Source organism: Nocardiopsis sp. NPDC006938 (genome assembly GCF_042869555.1).
GTDB lineage: Bacteria > Actinomycetota > Actinomycetes > Streptosporangiales > Streptosporangiaceae > Nocardiopsis.
In genome coordinates, this window is record NZ_JBIAGA010000011.1 from 23,767 (window position 1) to 40,564 (window position 16,798).

Genomic DNA, 16,798 nt, shown 5'->3' on the forward strand with positions numbered 1-16,798 from the left:
GCCCCGGCTCAGCCGCCGGTGGTGGCCAGGGTCAGGGGCAGCACCTCCGGGGCACCGGCCCCGCGGAGCAGGGCGGCGCCCACGGTCAGGCTCCACCCGGTGTCGGCGTGGTCGTCCACCAGCAGGAGGGGGCCGGGGGTGTCCCGTTGGAGTCGGGCCACCCGTTCGGTCAGGTCGGGGTCGGCCACCAGCGCCGAGTACACCTGGCCGAGGCGCATGGCGCTGTTGTGGCGGCGGGGGCCCGGCCCCTCGGGGCCGCGGTACGACAGGGAGCCCAGCGGCGCGAGCCTCCCCAGCTCGGCGATACGGGAGGCCAGGTCGGCCACCAGGGTCGGCCGGGAGACCGAGGGCATCGCGACCACTCCGACGGGTCGGTCCCGCCATCCCCAGGCGGCCAGGACGCGCACGACCCCCTGGAGGAGGCGGTCGTCCACCGGGGCGTCCGGCGCGTCCTCGGCGAGGACACGGCGCAGCTCCGTCCCCCACCCGATGTCGGTGAGGCGGCCCAGCGCGCGCCCCTCCCCGGCCCGCAGGTTCTCCGGGATCTTCCCGGACAGCCCCACGCCGAGCGTGTTCATGCCGGTGGGCCACTGCCGTCGCGGTGCGAGGGGGGTTCCAGGCCGGTCCAGGTGGTCGGCAGCGGCCCGGCGCCGTCCGGAGTCGACGTCGGTGGGCCAGTACTGTCCGGTGCACACGTCGCAGCGGCCGCACGGCTCGGCGGCGGGGTCGTCGAGCTGGCGGCGCAGGAACTCCATCCGGCAGGTGCTGGCGGAGACGTAGTCGAGCATGGCGCGCTGTTCGCGCTCGCGGGCCTGGCTGACCGCCGCGTAGCGTTCGGCGTCGTAGGTCCAGGGCTGGCCGGTCGCGGTCCAGCCGCCGCGCACCCGGCGCACCGCTCCGTCCACGTCGAGCACCTTGAGCATCTGCTCGAGGCGGGTGCGGCGCAGGTCCACCCGGGTCTCCAGGTGGGCGGTGGAGAGCGGCTTCCCGGCCTCCTCGAGCACCTGGAGGGTCTGGCGGACGGTCTCCTCCGGTGGGAACGACAACCCGGCGAAGTACTCCCAGATGCGCACGTCCTCACGTCCCGGCAGGAGCACCACCTCGGCCCGTTCCACACCGCGCCCCGCACGGCCCACCTGCTGGTAGTAGGAGATCGGCGACTGCGGTGCGCCCAGGTGCACCACGAAACCCAGGTCCGGTTTGTCGAACCCCATGCCCAGGGCGCTGGTGGCCACGAGTGCCTTGACCCGGTTTCCCAGGAGGGCGTCCTCGGCGAGCGCCCGTTCGTCGGGGTCGGTCTGCCCGGTGTAGGGCAGCACCTCCAGGCCCTGCTCGGTGAGGAAGCGGGCGGTCTCGGCCGCGGCGCTGACGGTGAGGGTGTAGACGATCCCTGAGCCGGGGATCTTGGGCAGGTGCTCGGCCAGCCAGCTGAGCCGCGCAGTGGGGTCGGGCAGTTCGGCCACGCCCAGGCTCAGGCTCTCGCGCTCCAGGCTGCCGCGCAGGACCAGGGTGTCGGCGCGGTCGTCCCCGGCCTGGAGCTGTTCGGCCACGTCGCGGGTGACGCGCTCGTTGGCGGTGGCGGTGGTGGCCAGGACGGGCACCCCGTCGGGCAGGTCGTGCAGGAGGGAGCGGATGCGGCGGTAGTCGGGGCGGAAGTCGTGGCCCCAGTCGGAGACGCAGTGCGCCTCGTCGATCACGACCAGCCCCGCCCCGGCGGCGAGCTCGGGGAGGACGCGGTCGCGGAACTCCGGGTTGTTGAGCCGTTCGGGGCTGACCAGGAGCACGTCCACCAGTCCCTGGGAGACCTCGGCGTAGGTGGACTCCCAGGCGGTGGTGTTGGAGCTGTTGATGGTGCGGGCCCGGATGCCCGCGCGTTCGGCGGCGGCGATCTGGTTGCGCATCAGGGCCAGCAGCGGGGAGACGATGACCGTGGGCCCGGCCCCCTCGGCGCGGCGCAGCGCGGTGGCCACGAAGTACACCGCCGACTTGCCCCATCCGGTGCGCTGGACGACCAGTGCCCTGCGGCGTTGGGCGACCAGGGCGTGGATGGCGGTCCACTGGTCCTCGCGCAGCCGTGCGCCCTCACCCGCCAGGGCGCGCAGGTGCCGCTCGGCGTCGGCGCGCAGGGCGCCGCCGGGGTCGGTGGCGGGGTCGGGGCGGGTGTCGGTCGGTGCGTCGGTGACCGGGACGTCGGGCGGGGTGGGAGTGGCCATGGGTCCTTGGTACCAGAGGTGGCGGACGCGAACGCGGTCGTCCACAGGCGCTCCCGCCTCGGATACCCGTGGAGGAGGGATGGCGCGGCCGCACCGTGCGCGAGCTCTCGGTCTGCCCTATACGCCCGCACCGACCGCGGTAACGGAATGGAAACGTTCTCGCTATGTGCCATTGCGTTCACCGAGTGTCATCTGAACACTCGACGCCAGGGCTCGCGCCCACACGGATGGGAGCGCTCCCGAACCGGGTGGCTCCTCCGAGACGAACACGAAGGACACACGATGGCGCAACCACGAAACCGCCCCAGCGGCGGTTTCCTCCCCCGATCCCCCCGACACGCGCATCCGCGCACCCGCACCTCCCTGGGCCTGCTGGCCGCCGCCTCCGCGCTCGCGGTCGGCGGCGCGACCCTGGCCGTCACCGGTGCCACACCGGCCGCCCCCGCCTCCGCCGACTCAGCGGCGGAGGTCCCGGTCGGCTCCGGCAGCTACACCTCCGTCCGCCCCGAAGGAGCCTCCGGCCCCTCCGACCTCAACGGTGCCCCCGTCTCCCCCAAGGTCACCGACGACCACACCGGCCCGGCCCCCACCAACGAGTGGTGGTCCTCGCTCATCTTCCAGCGCTACCCCGACAACCCCCACGGCGAGAACCTCTTCGCCCACCCCCTGAGCTACAAGCCCCACGAGGGCGGGCTCGACATGGGCTACCCCGACTCCCACCAGCTGGTCGGCGACGACCTCAAGTACGAGTACACCGCCGTCTCCGACCTCACACTGGGCGCGGCCGGGCTCGACTCCCCCGACACCCGCACCGCCGACAGCGGCGACTGGACGGTCACCGCGCACTGGGAGGGCGGCGGCGCCGAGCTGCGGGTCACCATCGGCCAGGGCCTGCCCTTCGCCTACGCCGAGACGGAGGGCGCCGCGGCCGAGGTCACCTTCTCCGACGCCCCCGAGATCTGGCACGAGGACGGCTCCACCGTCGGCGCCACCGTCAACGGCCGGCACTACGCCCTGTTCTCGCCCTCCGACGCGCCCTGGAACGTCTCCGGTGACACCCTCACCGCCGACGGCGGGTACTACTCCGTGGCCGTCCTGCCCTCGCCCGAGGACCTGGACACCTTCGCCCCCTACGCCCACTCCTTCGTCACCGGCTCCGTCGTGGAGTTCGACTACGACGAGGCCGCGTCCACCCTCACCAGCACCTACACGCTGGAGACCGAGGCCAGGGAGGGGACCGAGACCGGGGCCCTCACCGCGCTGTACCCGCACCAGTGGGCCAACGCGACCAGCGACCTCACCGACCTCTCCTACGTCTCTCCCCGAGGCGAGATGAAGGTCTCCGAGGGCGCCTCCTTCACCACCGAACTGACCACCCAGGGCCTCATGCCCAGCCTGCCCACCGTCGAGAGCGCCGACCACGACCGGCTGAGGGCCCTGATCGACGACGTCCTCGCCGAGGAGGAGCTCTTCCCCGAGCCGGGCGACACCTACTGGGACGGCAAGGCCATGGGCCGCCTGGCCCAGCTCGTGCCGATCGCCGACTCCATCGGTCACACCGAGGGCCGTGACGCGCTCCTCTCCCTGGTCAGGGAACGCCTGGAGGACTGGCTGACCGCCGGGGGCACCCGTCAGTTCCACTACGACGAGGAGTGGGGCACGATGCTCGGCTACCCCGACAGCTTCGGGGCCGCCACCGAACTCAACGACCACGACTTCCACTACGGCTACTTCGTCTCGGCCGCCGCCGTTGTCGCCCGCTACGACCGCGACTGGGCCGACGAGGACGCCTGGGGAGGCATGGTCCGCCTGCTCATCGAGGACGTCGCCGGAACCGACGGCGACATGTTCCCGCGCCTGCGCTCCTTCTCCCCCTACGCCGGGCACGGCTGGGCCTCCGGCCACGCCGGGTTCGCGGCGGGCAACAACCAGGAGTCCTCCTCCGAGGGCATGCACTTCGCCGCCGCCACCGCCCACTTCGGAGCCCTCACCGGCGACGAGGAACTGCGCGACCTCGGCGTCTACCTCCACACCACCCAGGCCTCCACCGTCGCCCGCTACTGGCAGGACGCGGGCGGCACGACCTTCCCGGACGACTACCCCGAGGACGTCGTCGGTATGGTCTGGGGCGACGGCGGCGACTACCGCATCTGGTGGGACGGCGGCCACGAGGAGCACTACGGCATCAACTACCTGCCCATCACCGCGGGCTCCCTGTACCTGGGGCACGACCCCGAACACGCCGGGGTGATCTACGAGTCGCTCGTGGACAAGCTCGGCGGGGAACCGCAGATCTGGCGCGACATCCACTGGGCCCACCGCGCCCTCTCCGACGGTGAGGACGCCCTGCGGATGTTCGAGGAGCAGTGGCAGACCTACGAGCCGGAGGCGGGCGGCTCCAAGCCGCACACCTACCAGTGGGTCTCCACCCTCGCCGAGTTCGGCACCGTCGACGTGTCCGTGACCGCCGACACCGCCCACTACGCCGTGTTCGACAAGGGCGGGACCAGCACCTACACCGCCTTCAACCCGGGCACGGGCCCGCTCACGGTCACCTTCTCCGACGGCACCTCCCTGGAGGTCCCCGCCGGGGAGACCGCGGTGACGCGCGGCTGACCCGTAGGCGCGCACCCCCGCCGCACGCCCTCCCCCGACCGGGCGTGCGGCGGGTCCGTCCCGCCCGCGCCCCGGTCGCCGGAGACGGAAATCGGTGTCGAAGACGGTGCGAAACCCCCCAGTCGCACGACTCACACACGCCCAACCACGCGCCCCGGTACGTTTCAGTCCTTGGCACAGGCCAGAATTACGGACATGGCCCGTACTACTTCCCGTCCCCCCGAGGATCTCGCCGAGAAGATCATCGACATCGACGTCTCCGAGGAGATGCGCGGCAGCTTCCTGGAGTACGCGTACTCGGTGATCTACCAACGCGCGCTACCCGACGCGCGTGACGGCATGAAGCCGGTCCAACGGCGCATCCTGTACCAGATGAACGAGATGGGCCTGCGGCCCGACCGCGGCCACGTCAAGTGCGCCCGCGTCGTCGGGGAGGTGATGGGTCGGCTCCACCCCCACGGCGACTCCGCCATCTACGACGCCCTCGTCCGCCTCAGCCAGTCCTTCGCCATGCGCGTGCCGCTGGTCGACGGCCACGGCAACTTCGGCTCCCTGGGCGGCGACGACGCCCCGGCCGCCATGCGGTACACCGAGGCCCGCCTGGACAGCGCCGCCGAGCTCCTGGTCTCGTCCATCGACGAGGACGTCGTGGACTTCAAGCCCAACTACGACGGCCAGGAGACCGAACCCGAGGTCCTTCCGGCGGCCTTCCCCAACCTGCTGGTCAACGGCGCGTCCGGGATCGCGGTGGGCATGGCCACCAACATGGCCCCCCACAACCTGGGCGAGGTCATCGCCGCCGCCCGGCACCTGATCGCCCACCCCGAGGCCACGCTGGAGGAACTCACCGAGTTCGTCCCCGGCCCCGACCTGCCCACCGGCGGCACCATCGTGGGCCTGGACGGCATCCGGGACGCCTACCGCAAGGGCCGCGGCACCTTCCGGACCCGCGCCACCGTGGCCGTCGAGAAGGTGTCCGCGCGCCGCACCGGCCTGGTCATCACCGAGCTGCCCTACAGTGTCGGTCCCGAGAAGGTCATCAGCCGAATCAAGGAGCTGGTGCAGTCCAAGAAGCTCCAGGGCATCTCGGACCTCAAGGACCTCACCGACCGCAACCAGGGCCTGCGCCTGGTCATCGAGCTGAAGAACGGGTTCAACCCCGAGGCGGTCCTGGAGGAGCTCTACCGGCTCACGCCGATGGAGGAGACCTTCGGCATCAACAACGTGGCCCTGGTCGACGGCCAGCCGCAGACCCTGGGCCTGCGCGAACTGCTCCAGGTCTACGTCGGCCACCGCCTCGACGTGGTCCGCCGCCGCAGCGAGCACCGGCGCAAGAAGCGCCAGGAGCGCCTGCACCTGGTCGCGGGCCTGCTCGTGGCGCTGCTCGACATCGACCGCGTCATCGCGCTGATCCGCGAGGCGGACGACACCGCCGCCGCGCGGGAGTCCCTCATGGGCGCCTACGACCTCTCCGAGATCCAGGCGCGCTACATCCTCGACACCCCGCTGCGCCGCCTGACCCGCTTCGACCGGCTGGAGCTGGAGACCGAGCGGGACAAGCTCGACCTGGAGATCGAAGAGCTCACCTCCATCCTGGAGTCGGACAAGAAGCTGCGCCGGGTGGTGTCCAAGGAGCTCAACGACGTCTCCAAGAAGTTCGCGACCCCGCGCCGCACGCAGCTGCGCGAGAGCGACGGCGCGGCCCGCGCCGCCGTCATCCCGCTGGAGATGGCCGACCAGCCCTGCCACGTGCTCTTCGGCGTCGACGGGCACATCGGCCGCACGAAGGGGGCCACCCCGCCGCGTGTGTACACGGGCCTGCGCGCCAGGCACGACGCGGTCGAGGTCTCCGTCCCCACCACCTCGCGCTCGGACATCGGGTTCGTCACCGACCTCGGCCGGATGATCCGCGTGCCGGTGGTGGAGCTGCCCGAGCTCCCCGCGGACGGTGAGGGGGAACCCGAGCGCCCGCCGCTGGCCGCCGGTCTGGACGTCGGCGAGTTCGTCCAGCTCGACGAGGGCGAGCGGGTCGTGTCGATCGTCTCCATGAACACCACGGGGCCCGGGTTCGTCGTGGGCACCGTCGGGGGTGTGGTCAAGCGGGTCGCGCCCGACTTCCCGCCCAACAAGGACGACTTCGAGATCATCACGCTCAAGGACGACGACCGCGTGATCGGCGCGACCCAGTTGTCCACCGGTGAGGAGGACCTGGTCTTCGTCACCTCGGAGGCGCAGCTGCTGCGCTTCTCGGCCACCACGGCCCGGCCCCAGGGCCGCCAGGCGGGCGGCGTCGCCGGCGTGCGGCTCTCCGAGGACGCCCGCGTCCTGTGGTTCGGCGCGGTCTCCAGCCCCGAGGACTCGGTGGTGGTGACGGTGTCCGGCGGCGGCGACGCCCTGGAGGGCACCCAGGCCGGATCGGCCAAGGTCACCCCGTTCACCGCCTACCCCGCGAAGGGGCGGGCGACCGGCGGGGTGCGCTGCCACCGTTACCTGAAGGGCGAGGACACGCTCACCTTCGCGTGGGTGGGGCGCGCCCCGGCCCGGGCCTCCCGGGCGGACGGCAAGCCGGTCCGCCTGCCGGACCTGACCGAGCGCCGTGACGGTTCGGGCGAGGCCCTGACCAGTGCCGTCGTCACGGTCGGCAGCGCGCAGACCGGCTCCGGAATCACCCCTCCCGGAGCCGGGAGCTGAGTTTTCGCGACCGCCGTGCGCACGGGTGTGCTTACCTGTGTGCACGGCCGTCCATGCACACAAACAACACAGGGAGTCACCACAAGTGAGCGACAGCAACGCCACCCCTCCCCCCGGGGCCTTCGACGACGTGTTCGGCGCCAACGCCGCGTACGCCGCGGACTTCACTCTCACCGGTCTCAAGCCGTTGGCCGCGAAGGGTCTGGCCCTGGTCACGTGCATGGACTCCAGGATCGAGCCGCTGGACATGCTCGGCCTCGAACCGGGTGACGCGAAGATCCTGCGGAACGCGGGCGCCCGGGTCACCGACGACACCCTGCGAACCCTGGTACTGGCCGTGTACCTGCTGGGTGTGGACCGGGTCCTGATCCTGCCGCACACCAAGTGCAAGATGGCGTCCGTGGAGAACGACGACGTCGTGCACGACCTCATCCTGAACGACTTCGGGGTGGACACGCGCAGCCTGGAGTTCAAGACCGACAACGACCAGCTGGGCGCCCTGGAGCACGACCTCGAACGCATCCGGCACCACCCGCTGCTGCCCAAGGGCCTTCCGGTGGCCGGCGCGATCTACGACGTGGACACCGGCAGGGTGAAGCCGGTCGACCTCTGACCCGCCGACCCCGCGCGCACGCCCCCGTCCACTCCGGCCGGGGGCGTTCGCGTGCAGGTGTCGCGGCGTTCCCGAGCGGGGATCACCGAGGTGTGTCCTGACCCCGCACCCCAGGGAATGCCGCCGCCCCCTCGACGGTTGTGACGCGGGACGGTGGGACGCCGTTGAGAGGAGCACCGTGGAAGAGAGCACCTACGACACCTTCAACCGAGCCCGCATGTTCATGGAGCTGGGTGACCCGATCTACGCCGCCCAGGTCCTCGAACCGATCGTGGAGAACGAGCCGGGCAGCCGCTCCCTGCTGGAACTGCTGGGGCGCGCCTACTTCCACTCCGCCCAGCTCACCAAGGCCGAGTCGACCTTCCGCAGCCTGATCGAACTGGACCCCGTGGACAACTGGGCGCACATCGCCCTGGCCCGCACCCTGGAGCGGCAGAGCCGTCACGAGGAGGCGGCCACCTACCGCCGCATGTACGCGGTGATGTCCGGCGGTTCCCTGGACTGAGGCGGGCGCCCGGACCCGGGCCAAAGCGAAGCGGAGGCCCACAAAGGCACGACCGAGGCGCCGGAGAAGGTTCTGCAAGAGGAGTCAAGCCGCCAGCGAGGAACGAGCCAGGCACAGACGACGACGAAGAATCCCCCTGCAAAAACGCCGAACCCGTGCCAAAGCGAAGCGGAGGCCCACAAAGGCACGACCGAGGCGCCGGAGAAGGTTCTGCAAGAGGAGTCAAGCCGCCAGCGAGGAACGAGCCAGGCGCAGACGACGACGAAGAATCCCTCTGCAAAGGCGCCGGACCCGGGCCAAAGCGAAGCGGAGGCCCACAAGGGCACGACCGAGGCGCCGGAGAAGGTTCTGCAAGAGGAGTCAAGCCGCCAGCGAGGAACGAGCCAGGCACAGACGACGATGAAGAATCCCTCTGCAAAGGCGCCGAGGTACCCTCCTCACCATGGCTCCCAATCCTGACCCGCCCTGGGTCGACCGGTGTTCCGACAGTGCCCGCGCCTGGGCGGACGAGGCGGTCCGCAGGGTCGTGGCCGACGACACGCGTTCGGCCGACACGCATCTGCACGTGTTTCCGCTGCCCCCGGAATGGGGCATCGACCTGTACCTCAAGGACGAGTCGGTGCATCCGACGGGCAGCCTGAAGCACCGGTTGGCGCGGTCGCTGTTCCTGTACGGGCTGGCCAACGGGTGGATCACGGAGGGCACGACGATCGTGGAGGCGAGTTCGGGTTCCACCGCGGTGTCGGAGGCCTACTTCGCCCAGTTGGTGGGGTTGGACTTCGTCACGGTGGTACCGCGCCGGACGAGTCCGGAGAAGATCGCCCTGATCGAGCGTTACGGCGGGCGCTGCCACTTCGTGGACCACCCGCCGGACATGTACGGGGAGGCCGAACGTCTGGCGGCCGAGTCGGGCGGCCACTACATGGACCAGTTCACGTACGCGGAGCGGGCCACGGACTGGCGCGGCAACAACAACATCGCGGAGTCGGTCTTCGAGCAGCTGGCCATGGAGCGGCACCCCGACCCGGACTGGATCGTGGTGGGCGCCGGTACGGGGGGCACGTCGGCGACGATCGGCCGGTACCTGAGGTACCGGCGCCTGCACACGCGGTTGGCCGTGGTGGACCCGGAGAACTCGGCGTTCTTCCCGGGGTGGGTGACCGGTGCCGCGGACTACTCCACGGGGATGCCGTCGCGGATCGAGGGCATCGGCCGCCCGCGGATGGAGCCGAGTTTCGTTCCGTCGGTGATCGACCTCATGATGCCCGTGCCGGATGCCGCGAGCATCGCGGCGATGCGGCACCTCCACGACGTGACCGGGCGGTGCGCGGGCGGTTCGACCGGCACCAACCTGTGGGGGGTGTGGCACCTGGTCGCCAGGATGCTCCGTGAGGGCCGCAGGGGCAGCGTGGTCACCCTGATCTGCGACGGCGGGGAACGGTACCAGCACAGCTACTACAACGACGCCTGGGTGTCGGAGCGCGGGCTGGACCCCGCTCCCTTCCGTGCGGCGATCGACCGGTTCCTGGCGGACGGGGTGTGGGAGCCGCCGCGGACGCCGTGAGGCGGCAGCAGACGGGAGGGGGCCCGCACCGGTCGGTGCGGGCCCCCTCCCGTGCGCGGTGCCGGGTCAGGCGTCGATGCGCTCCAGGTCCAGTTCCTGCGCGCCCTCCTGGATGAACTTGCGGCGCGGCGCGACCTCGTTGCCCATGAGCAGGTTGAAGACGGCGGCCGCCTCCTCGGCCTGCTCCACCCGGATGCGGCGCAGGGTGCGGTGGCGCGGGTCCATGGTGGTCTCCGCGAGCTGGTCGGCGTCCATCTCGCCCAGGCCCTTGTACCGCTGCACCGGCTCCTTCCAAGAGATCTTGCGCTTCTCCAGGTCGAGCAGGGTGCGCCGGAGTTCGGCGTCGGAGTAGGTGTAGACGTACCGGTCCTCGGGCTTGGCCCCGCGCTTGCGCCGCACGTTGGTGAGTTCGATGCGGTGCAGCGGCGGCACGGCCGCGTACACGCGCCCGGCCTCCAGCATGGGGCGCATGTACCGGTAGATGAGGGTGAGCAGCAGGCACCGGATGTGCGCGCCGTCCACGTCGGCGTCGGCCATGAGGATGACCCGGCCGTAGCGGGCGGCGTCGAGGTCGAAGGTACGGCCCGAGCCCGCGCCGATGACCTGGAGGATGGCGGCGCACTCGGCGTTCTTGAGCATGTCCGCGACCGAGGACTTCTGCACGTTGAGGATCTTGCCCCGGATGGGCAGCAGTGCCTGGAACTCGGAGTCGCGGGCCAGCTTGGCGGTGCCCAGAGCCGAGTCTCCCTCGACGATGAACAGCTCGCTGTGCTCCAGGCCCTCGCTGCGGCAGTCCACCAGCTTGGCGGGGAGCGCGGAACTCTCCAGGGCGTTCTTGCGGCGCTGGGTCTCACGCTGCTGGCGGGCGGCCAGCCGGGCCTTGGCGGCGCCGACGACCTTCTCCATGACCGTGCGGGCGCGGGCCTTCTCGGCCTTCTTGGTGGAGGTGAGGAACTCGCGGAGTTCCTTGCCGACCACCTGGGAGACGATCCGGGAGGCGGCCGAGGTGCCGAGGATCTCCTTGGTCTGCCCCTCGAACTGCGGTTCGGGCAGGCGCACGGTGACGACGGCGGTCAGGCCCTCCTGGGTGTCGTCCTTGGTGACCGGGTCGTCGCTGTTCTTGAGGAGTTTGGTGGCGCGCAGCTGGTCGTTGATCACCCGGACCAGGGCGCGCTCGAACCCGTTGAGGTGGGTGCCGCCCTTGGGGGTGGAGATGACGTTGACGAAGGTGCGCACGGTGGTGTCGTATCCGGTGCCCCAGCGCAGGGCCACGTCGACGTCCAGGCGGCGCTCGACGTCGGCGGGGACCATGTGGCCGGACTCGTCCAGGACGGGGACGGTCTCGGTGAAGTGGCCCGCCCCCTGGATGCGCAGGACGTCGCTGATCGGTTCGTCGGGGGCCAGGAAGGTGCAGAACTCGCCGATGCCGCCGTCGAAGCGGAACTCCTCGGTGAAGGCGGGCTCGCCCTCGGCGCGCTCGTCGCGGACGGCGATGGTCAGCCCGGGGATGAGGAAGGCGGTCTGACGCGCCCGGTCGAGCAGGTTGTCCCGGGTGATCTCCGCGTCCTTGAGGAAGATCTGCATGTCCGGCCAGAACCGGATGCGGGTGCCCGTGATCTTCTTGGCGATCTTGCGGACCTGTTCGAGGCCGGACACCGGGGTGAACTCGGCGTCGGGGCCCGCTCCGGCGAAGCGTCCGGCGATGCCCCGGCGGAAACTGAGGGCGTGGGTGTGCCCCTGGCGGTCGATCTCCACGTCCACGCGGGCCGAGAGGGCGTTGACGACGGAGGCGCCGACGCCGTGCAGGCCGCCGGAGGCGGTGTAGGAGCCGGAGCCGAACTTGCCGCCCGCGTGGAGCTTGGTCATGACCAGTTCCACTCCGGAGAGCCCGGACTTGGGCTCGGTGTCCACGGGGATGCCGCGCCCGTCGTCGCTGACCGAGACGGAGCCGTCGCCGTGCAGGGTCACGTCGATGCGCCCGCAGTGGCCGCCCAGGGCCTCGTCGACGGAGTTGTCGATGATCTCCCACATGCAGTGGGTGAGGCCACGGCTGTCGGTGGACCCGATGTACATGCCCGGCCGCTTGCGCACCGCTTCGAGGCCCTCCAGGACCGACAGGTGCCGAGCGGAGTAATCCTCGGGATCGTGGACGGCTGCGGTCAAGGCGGTCACTCGGACATCTCCTGCGTCTTGAGGGCCATCGTGGCTGTGCGGTGCGTGCCCTTTGTACCGCGCCGCACCGACTGTTGAGGGGGTCAGGCTACGGCGAGCCGGGGACTTTGCCGTGGCACGGCCGTGTGTGGGCGGGGTCGTGTCCCCCGGGTGCGGTCTGCCGGAGTCGACACCGGGTCCGCCGTGACGGGGCTCACGCACCCGTGTGCGGGTGGGAGACCGGCCGGCACGGGGGCGGACGGGGCCTGCCCGCGCGAGACTACCACCTCTGGTGGATGCGACCTGGATACTCCCGTTTTCCGGGGATAGCCGGGCCTTCCCCAGGGGTACAACACCTACGAGGATGCGTGTCCGACGAACATGACCCATTGAGTGCCAGACGGACACGAACCGGGCGGATTCCGCTGTCGGCGTACACGGGAGCCGGTTGGGAACGTCTGGGTCGGGTTAGATGTTGTCAGAGGTGACTAACGCCGAGTATTGAGGATGGCGAAGTGACTGGAACCCTTGCCCCCACTCAGCCGCTGACGGCTGCTGACCGCTGCGACCGCTGTGGTGCACAGGCGTACGTCCGGGTGCTGCTGAACTCCGGCGGCGAACTCCTGTTCTGCGCGCACCACATGCGCAAGCACGACGACTCACTCCGCAAGATCGCCTCGGACATCCAGGACGAGACGGACAAGCTCACCAAGAGTGACAAGGACGCGGAAGAGCGTTAGCCACGACGACCACGAAACGTCGACGGCGGTCCCCGGATTCCGGGGGCCGCCGTCCTCGTTCCCGGCGGGTCGCACGCGACCGCCCGTCCCCTCCGCGGGACGGCGGTCAGCCCGCGAGGACCCGGTTGTGGTAGCGGGCGACCTCGGCGAACCCGGCCCGCCGGTAGAGCCGGAGCGCGGGCCCGTTCTCCGCCACCACGCACAGGTACGCCCGCCGGGCCCCCTTGTCGTGCGCCCACGCGAGGAGGTCCGCGAGCAGGGCCCCCGCGACACCGCGTCCGCGCGCGGCCCGGGCGGTGACCATCGAGCAGATCGCCACCGACTCCCCGTCCAGCACCGCGCAACCCCGCCCGTCGCCGTCCTCGTGGACGCCGTAGGCGGCGGTGACCCGCCCCAGGATGCGGACCACGCCCTCGGCCCACTCCGGAGCCGCACCGGTCTCCGCGAACAGCTCGGTCCAGCGCGGGGTCGGGGCGTCCGAGACCAGGGTGCGGCCCGGCCCCTCGGGTCGCTCCGCGAGCTCCCTGGCCAGGACCAGGGTGGGCTCCACCAGCGCGTAGCCGTGCTCGGCCAGTCGGGCGTCCACCGCCTCCTCACCGGGCCACACCTGCACACAGGGGTTCAGGCCGTGCTCGCGGTAGAACCGGGTGACCTCCACGACGTCGGCCCCCGGGTCCTCCACCAGGGCGCAGTTGGCCCGCTTGGTGAACCCGTCCGCGAGGCCGAACCGCCATCCCGCCCGGGACTCGGTCCGGAAGGCGGGCCAGTCCCTGGACACCCGTTCCGCCCACGTGTGCATGATCGTCCCCTCACTGTCCCGGCTGTCGGAAGCCGCACATCCTATCCGGCCGCGCACGCCCTACCATGGGCACGGTCCCGACCTCACCCCTGACCTGGAGAGTCCATGTTCATCCTGCTCCCGCCCTCCGAGGGCAAGGCCACCTCCGGCGAGGGGCCCGCCCTGGACACCGGGACACTGACCCTGCCGGAGCTGACCGGCGCCCGGGAGCGGGTCGCGGCCGCCCTGACCGACCTCTGCTCGGGGCCCGAGGACACCGCGCGCGAGGTGCTCGGGCTGTCGGTAACCCAGACCGACGCCCTCAAGCGCAACCTGGACCTGGCCACGGCACCCACGCTGCGCGCCGCCGACCTGTACACCGGCGTGCTCTACGACCGCCTCGGACTGCCCGGCCTGCTCGCCGAGCACGGCCGCGCGGTGCGCGACCGGGTCCTGGTCTTCTCGGGCCTGTGGGGCGTGGTGGGGCCGGACGACCGGCTGCCGCCGTACCGGCTGTCCATGGGCGTGAAGCTTCCGCCGTTGGGCGCCCTGGGCGCCTACTGGCGCCGGGCGATGACCGGGCCCCTCGGTGAGCTCACCCGGGACCACCTGCTCGTGGACTGCCGGTCGGCGGCCTACGCGGCGGCGTTCCGGCCGACCGGCGAGGCGGCCGAACGCACCGTGGCGGTACGGGTGCTGCGCGAGCGCGAGGTCGGCGGGCAGACCCGGAGGTCGGTGGTCAGCCACATGGCGAAGGCGACCCGGGGCGACATCGCGCGGTCGCTGGTGAGCGAGGGCGTCGGGGCGCGCACCCCCGAGGAACTGGTGGAGGCCCTGCGCGACCTGGGGCACACGGCGGAGCTGCCGCCGGCGGCGAAGCCGGGGACCGCCCGCACGATGGACGTCGTCGTCCGCGACTGACGCACCGGCCGCCCCGGGTGAGGGAACCCGGGGCCCGGTCCTGACCGGGACCAACGGGACGAACCATGACGGAACCGGGACCAGCTCGCCTTTATCCCACACCTACAGCGCGTGGGGCAGCATGGTGCGCGTCGGAGGGAGATCGGACTCCGTGCGGGGACAGTGAGTACCCGATGCCATGAGGGACACGCGGGCGTCGCCACACCCGTGGGCATGACGGGGGTACGAACACCGGGCGCGCCCTCCCGACTCACCTCGGGGGGACGCGCCCGTTCGTCTTCTCAGCCTGAAGCGTGGGTCCGCTCCTGGACCGGCTGACTAGTCCAGGTAGTCGCGGAGCACCTGGGAGCGCGACGGGTGACGGAGCTTCGACATCGTCTTGCTCTCGATCTGCCGGATGCGCTCACGGGTGACCCCGTAGACCTTGCCGATCTCGTCTAAAGTCTTCGGCTGACCGTCGGTGAGCCCGAAGCGCATGGAGACCACACCGGCCTCGCGCTCGGACAGGGTGTCGAGCACCGAGTGCAGCTGCTCCTGGAGCAGGGTGAAGCTGACCGCCTCGCCCGGCTGGATCGCCTCGGAGTCCTCGATGAGGTCGCCGAACTCGCTGTCGCCGTCCTCGCCCAGCGGAGTGTGCAGGGAGATCGGCTCGCGGCCGTACTTCTGCACCTCGACGACCTTCTCCGGGGTCATGTCGAGTTCCTTGGCCAGCTCCTCCGGGGTGGGCTCGCGGCCCAGGTCCTGGAGCATCTGGCGCTGCACGCGGGCCAGCTTGTTGATGACCTCGACCATGTGCACCGGGATACGGATGGTGCGGGCCTGGTCGGCCATCGCCCGGGTGATCGCCTGCCGAATCCACCACGTGGCGTACGTGGAGAACTTGAAGCCCTTGGTGTAGTCGAACTTCTCCACCGCGCGGATCAGACCCAGGTTGCCCTCCTGGATCAGGTCCAGGAACAGCATGCCGCGGCCGGTGTAGCGCTTGGCCAGGGAGACGACCAGACGGAGGTTGGCCTCCAGCAGGTGCTTCTTGGCGCGGCCGCCGTCCTCGGAGATCCACTCCAGCTCGTCGCGGAGCTCGAAGGTGAGGACGTCGCTCTCCTCGGAGAGCTTCTCCTCCGCGAACAGGCCGGCCTCGATGCGCTTGGCGAGCTCGACCTCCTGCTCGGCGTTGAGGAGCGGGACCTTGCCGATCTGCTTCAGGTAGTCCTTGACCGGGTCCGCGGTGGCGCCGGCCGCGACCACCTGGGCGGCGGGGGCGTCGTCGTCATCGTCGTACAGGACGAAGGAGTCGTCGTCCTTGCTGGGCTTGACGGGCGCGCCGACCGTCTCGGGCTTGGCGGGCTTGGTCTCCTTCTCCGGCTCGGCCGTGTCCTCGACCAGCTCCAGCTCGGCGCCGGTGTGCTCGAGGTCGTCGTCCAGGCCGTCCTCGGCGAAGTCGCCCTCGCCCGAACCCGAAGCGAGTTCGAGGTCCTTCTTCGTGGACTTCTTGGTCGCCGCCGCCTTCTTGGCCGGGGCCTTGGCCGCGGGCTTCTTCGCCGCGGCCTTCTTGGGGGCGGCCGCCTTCTTCGCGGTCGCCGCCTTCTTGGCCGGGGCCTTCTTCGCGGTCGTGCCCTCCGAGGCGTCGACGACGGCGGTGACCGTCTCCGGCTGGTCCTGGGCGGCCGCCGCACGGGCGGGCTTGGCGGCCCGGCTCGTGGTGGTGGTCGAGCGGGTGGTGGTGGTGCTGGACCGAGGGGTCGCCGACTTGCGCCGCGTGGTCTTGCGCCGCGAGGAGGCCGACTCGGGAACGAGTACGGTCACGCCCTCCTTGGCGAGGCTGCGGAGCACGGACTGCGCCTGCGACATCGGGATTTCGGCCTCTTCGAAGGCACGGCGCACGTCCTCGGGCTCAAGAAAGCCCTGGGACCGCCCACGCTCGATCAGCTGCTGAATGACGGGCTCTTGCAGTGACTCGGACTGCTTCGAGCGAGTCGAACTGGCAGATGACACAAACACCTCTCGAA

The 16,798-nt window shown here is 71.0% G+C and carries 11 protein-coding genes; 7 read left to right on the forward strand and 4 right to left on the reverse strand.

The window, feature by feature from the left end; translation table 11 throughout:
• Positions 1-8 precede the first annotated feature (8 nt).
• Positions 9-2,213: a DEAD/DEAH box helicase gene (locus tag ACFYL4_RS17345; protein ID WP_357761312.1), complete on the reverse strand. Its 2,205-nt coding sequence runs from the start codon at positions 2,211-2,213 to the stop codon at positions 9-11.
• Between the two features lie 282 nt (positions 2,214-2,495).
• On the opposite strand from ACFYL4_RS17345, the gene ACFYL4_RS17350 reads away from it, so the two are divergent.
• The 5 genes from ACFYL4_RS17350 (at position 2,496) to ACFYL4_RS17370 (ending at position 10,202) form a co-directional block, all read left to right on the forward strand.
• Positions 2,496-4,829 (forward strand): glycosyl hydrolase, encoded by a 2,334-nt coding sequence (locus ACFYL4_RS17350; RefSeq protein ID WP_357761309.1) that lies wholly within the window; start codon positions 2,496-2,498, stop codon positions 4,827-4,829.
• 195 nt (positions 4,830-5,024) lie between these two features.
• Positions 5,025-7,520: a DNA topoisomerase IV subunit A gene (locus ACFYL4_RS17355; protein ID WP_357761306.1), complete on the forward strand. Its 2,496-nt coding sequence runs from the start codon at positions 5,025-5,027 to the stop codon at positions 7,518-7,520.
• An 85-nt stretch (positions 7,521-7,605) separates the two neighbouring features.
• Entirely contained in the window at positions 7,606-8,133 is a 528-nt protein-coding gene (locus ACFYL4_RS17360) for a carbonic anhydrase (RefSeq protein WP_357761304.1), read from the forward strand.
• A 178-nt stretch (positions 8,134-8,311) separates the two neighbouring features.
• Positions 8,312-8,638, forward strand: coding sequence for a tetratricopeptide repeat protein (locus ACFYL4_RS17365; protein ID WP_357761301.1), 327 nt, complete (start codon positions 8,312-8,314; stop codon positions 8,636-8,638).
• Between the two features lie 442 nt (positions 8,639-9,080).
• Complete coding sequence (locus tag ACFYL4_RS17370; RefSeq protein ID WP_357761298.1) at positions 9,081-10,202, forward strand: PLP-dependent cysteine synthase family protein; 1,122 nt, start codon at positions 9,081-9,083, stop codon at positions 10,200-10,202.
• Between the two features lie 66 nt (positions 10,203-10,268).
• Here ACFYL4_RS17370 and ACFYL4_RS17375 read toward each other — a convergent pair whose 3' ends face one another.
• On the reverse strand, positions 10,269-12,374 hold the full coding sequence (locus tag ACFYL4_RS17375) for a DNA topoisomerase IV subunit B (RefSeq protein WP_357761295.1): 2,106 nt from the start codon (positions 12,372-12,374) through the stop codon (positions 10,269-10,271).
• Positions 12,375-12,868: 494 nt separating this feature from the next.
• On the opposite strand from ACFYL4_RS17375, the gene ACFYL4_RS17380 reads away from it, so the two are divergent.
• Positions 12,869-13,093, forward strand: coding sequence for a hypothetical protein (locus ACFYL4_RS17380; protein ID WP_026129396.1), 225 nt, complete (start codon positions 12,869-12,871; stop codon positions 13,091-13,093).
• A 106-nt stretch (positions 13,094-13,199) separates the two neighbouring features.
• Here ACFYL4_RS17380 and ACFYL4_RS17385 read toward each other — a convergent pair whose 3' ends face one another.
• Entirely contained in the window at positions 13,200-13,892 is a 693-nt protein-coding gene (locus ACFYL4_RS17385) for a GNAT family N-acetyltransferase (protein WP_357761292.1), read from the reverse strand.
• Between the two features lie 105 nt (positions 13,893-13,997).
• On the opposite strand from ACFYL4_RS17385, the gene yaaA reads away from it, so the two are divergent.
• A complete protein-coding gene (gene yaaA, locus ACFYL4_RS17390; protein ID WP_387519237.1) occupies positions 13,998-14,792 on the forward strand; it encodes a peroxide stress protein YaaA in 795 nt (264 codons plus the stop codon).
• Between the two features lie 318 nt (positions 14,793-15,110).
• Here the strand turns inward: yaaA and ACFYL4_RS17395 are convergent, their stop codons facing one another.
• Positions 15,111-16,784: an RNA polymerase sigma factor gene (locus tag ACFYL4_RS17395; protein ID WP_387519239.1), complete on the reverse strand. Its 1,674-nt coding sequence runs from the start codon at positions 16,782-16,784 to the stop codon at positions 15,111-15,113.
• Positions 16,785-16,798: the final 14 nt, after the last annotated feature.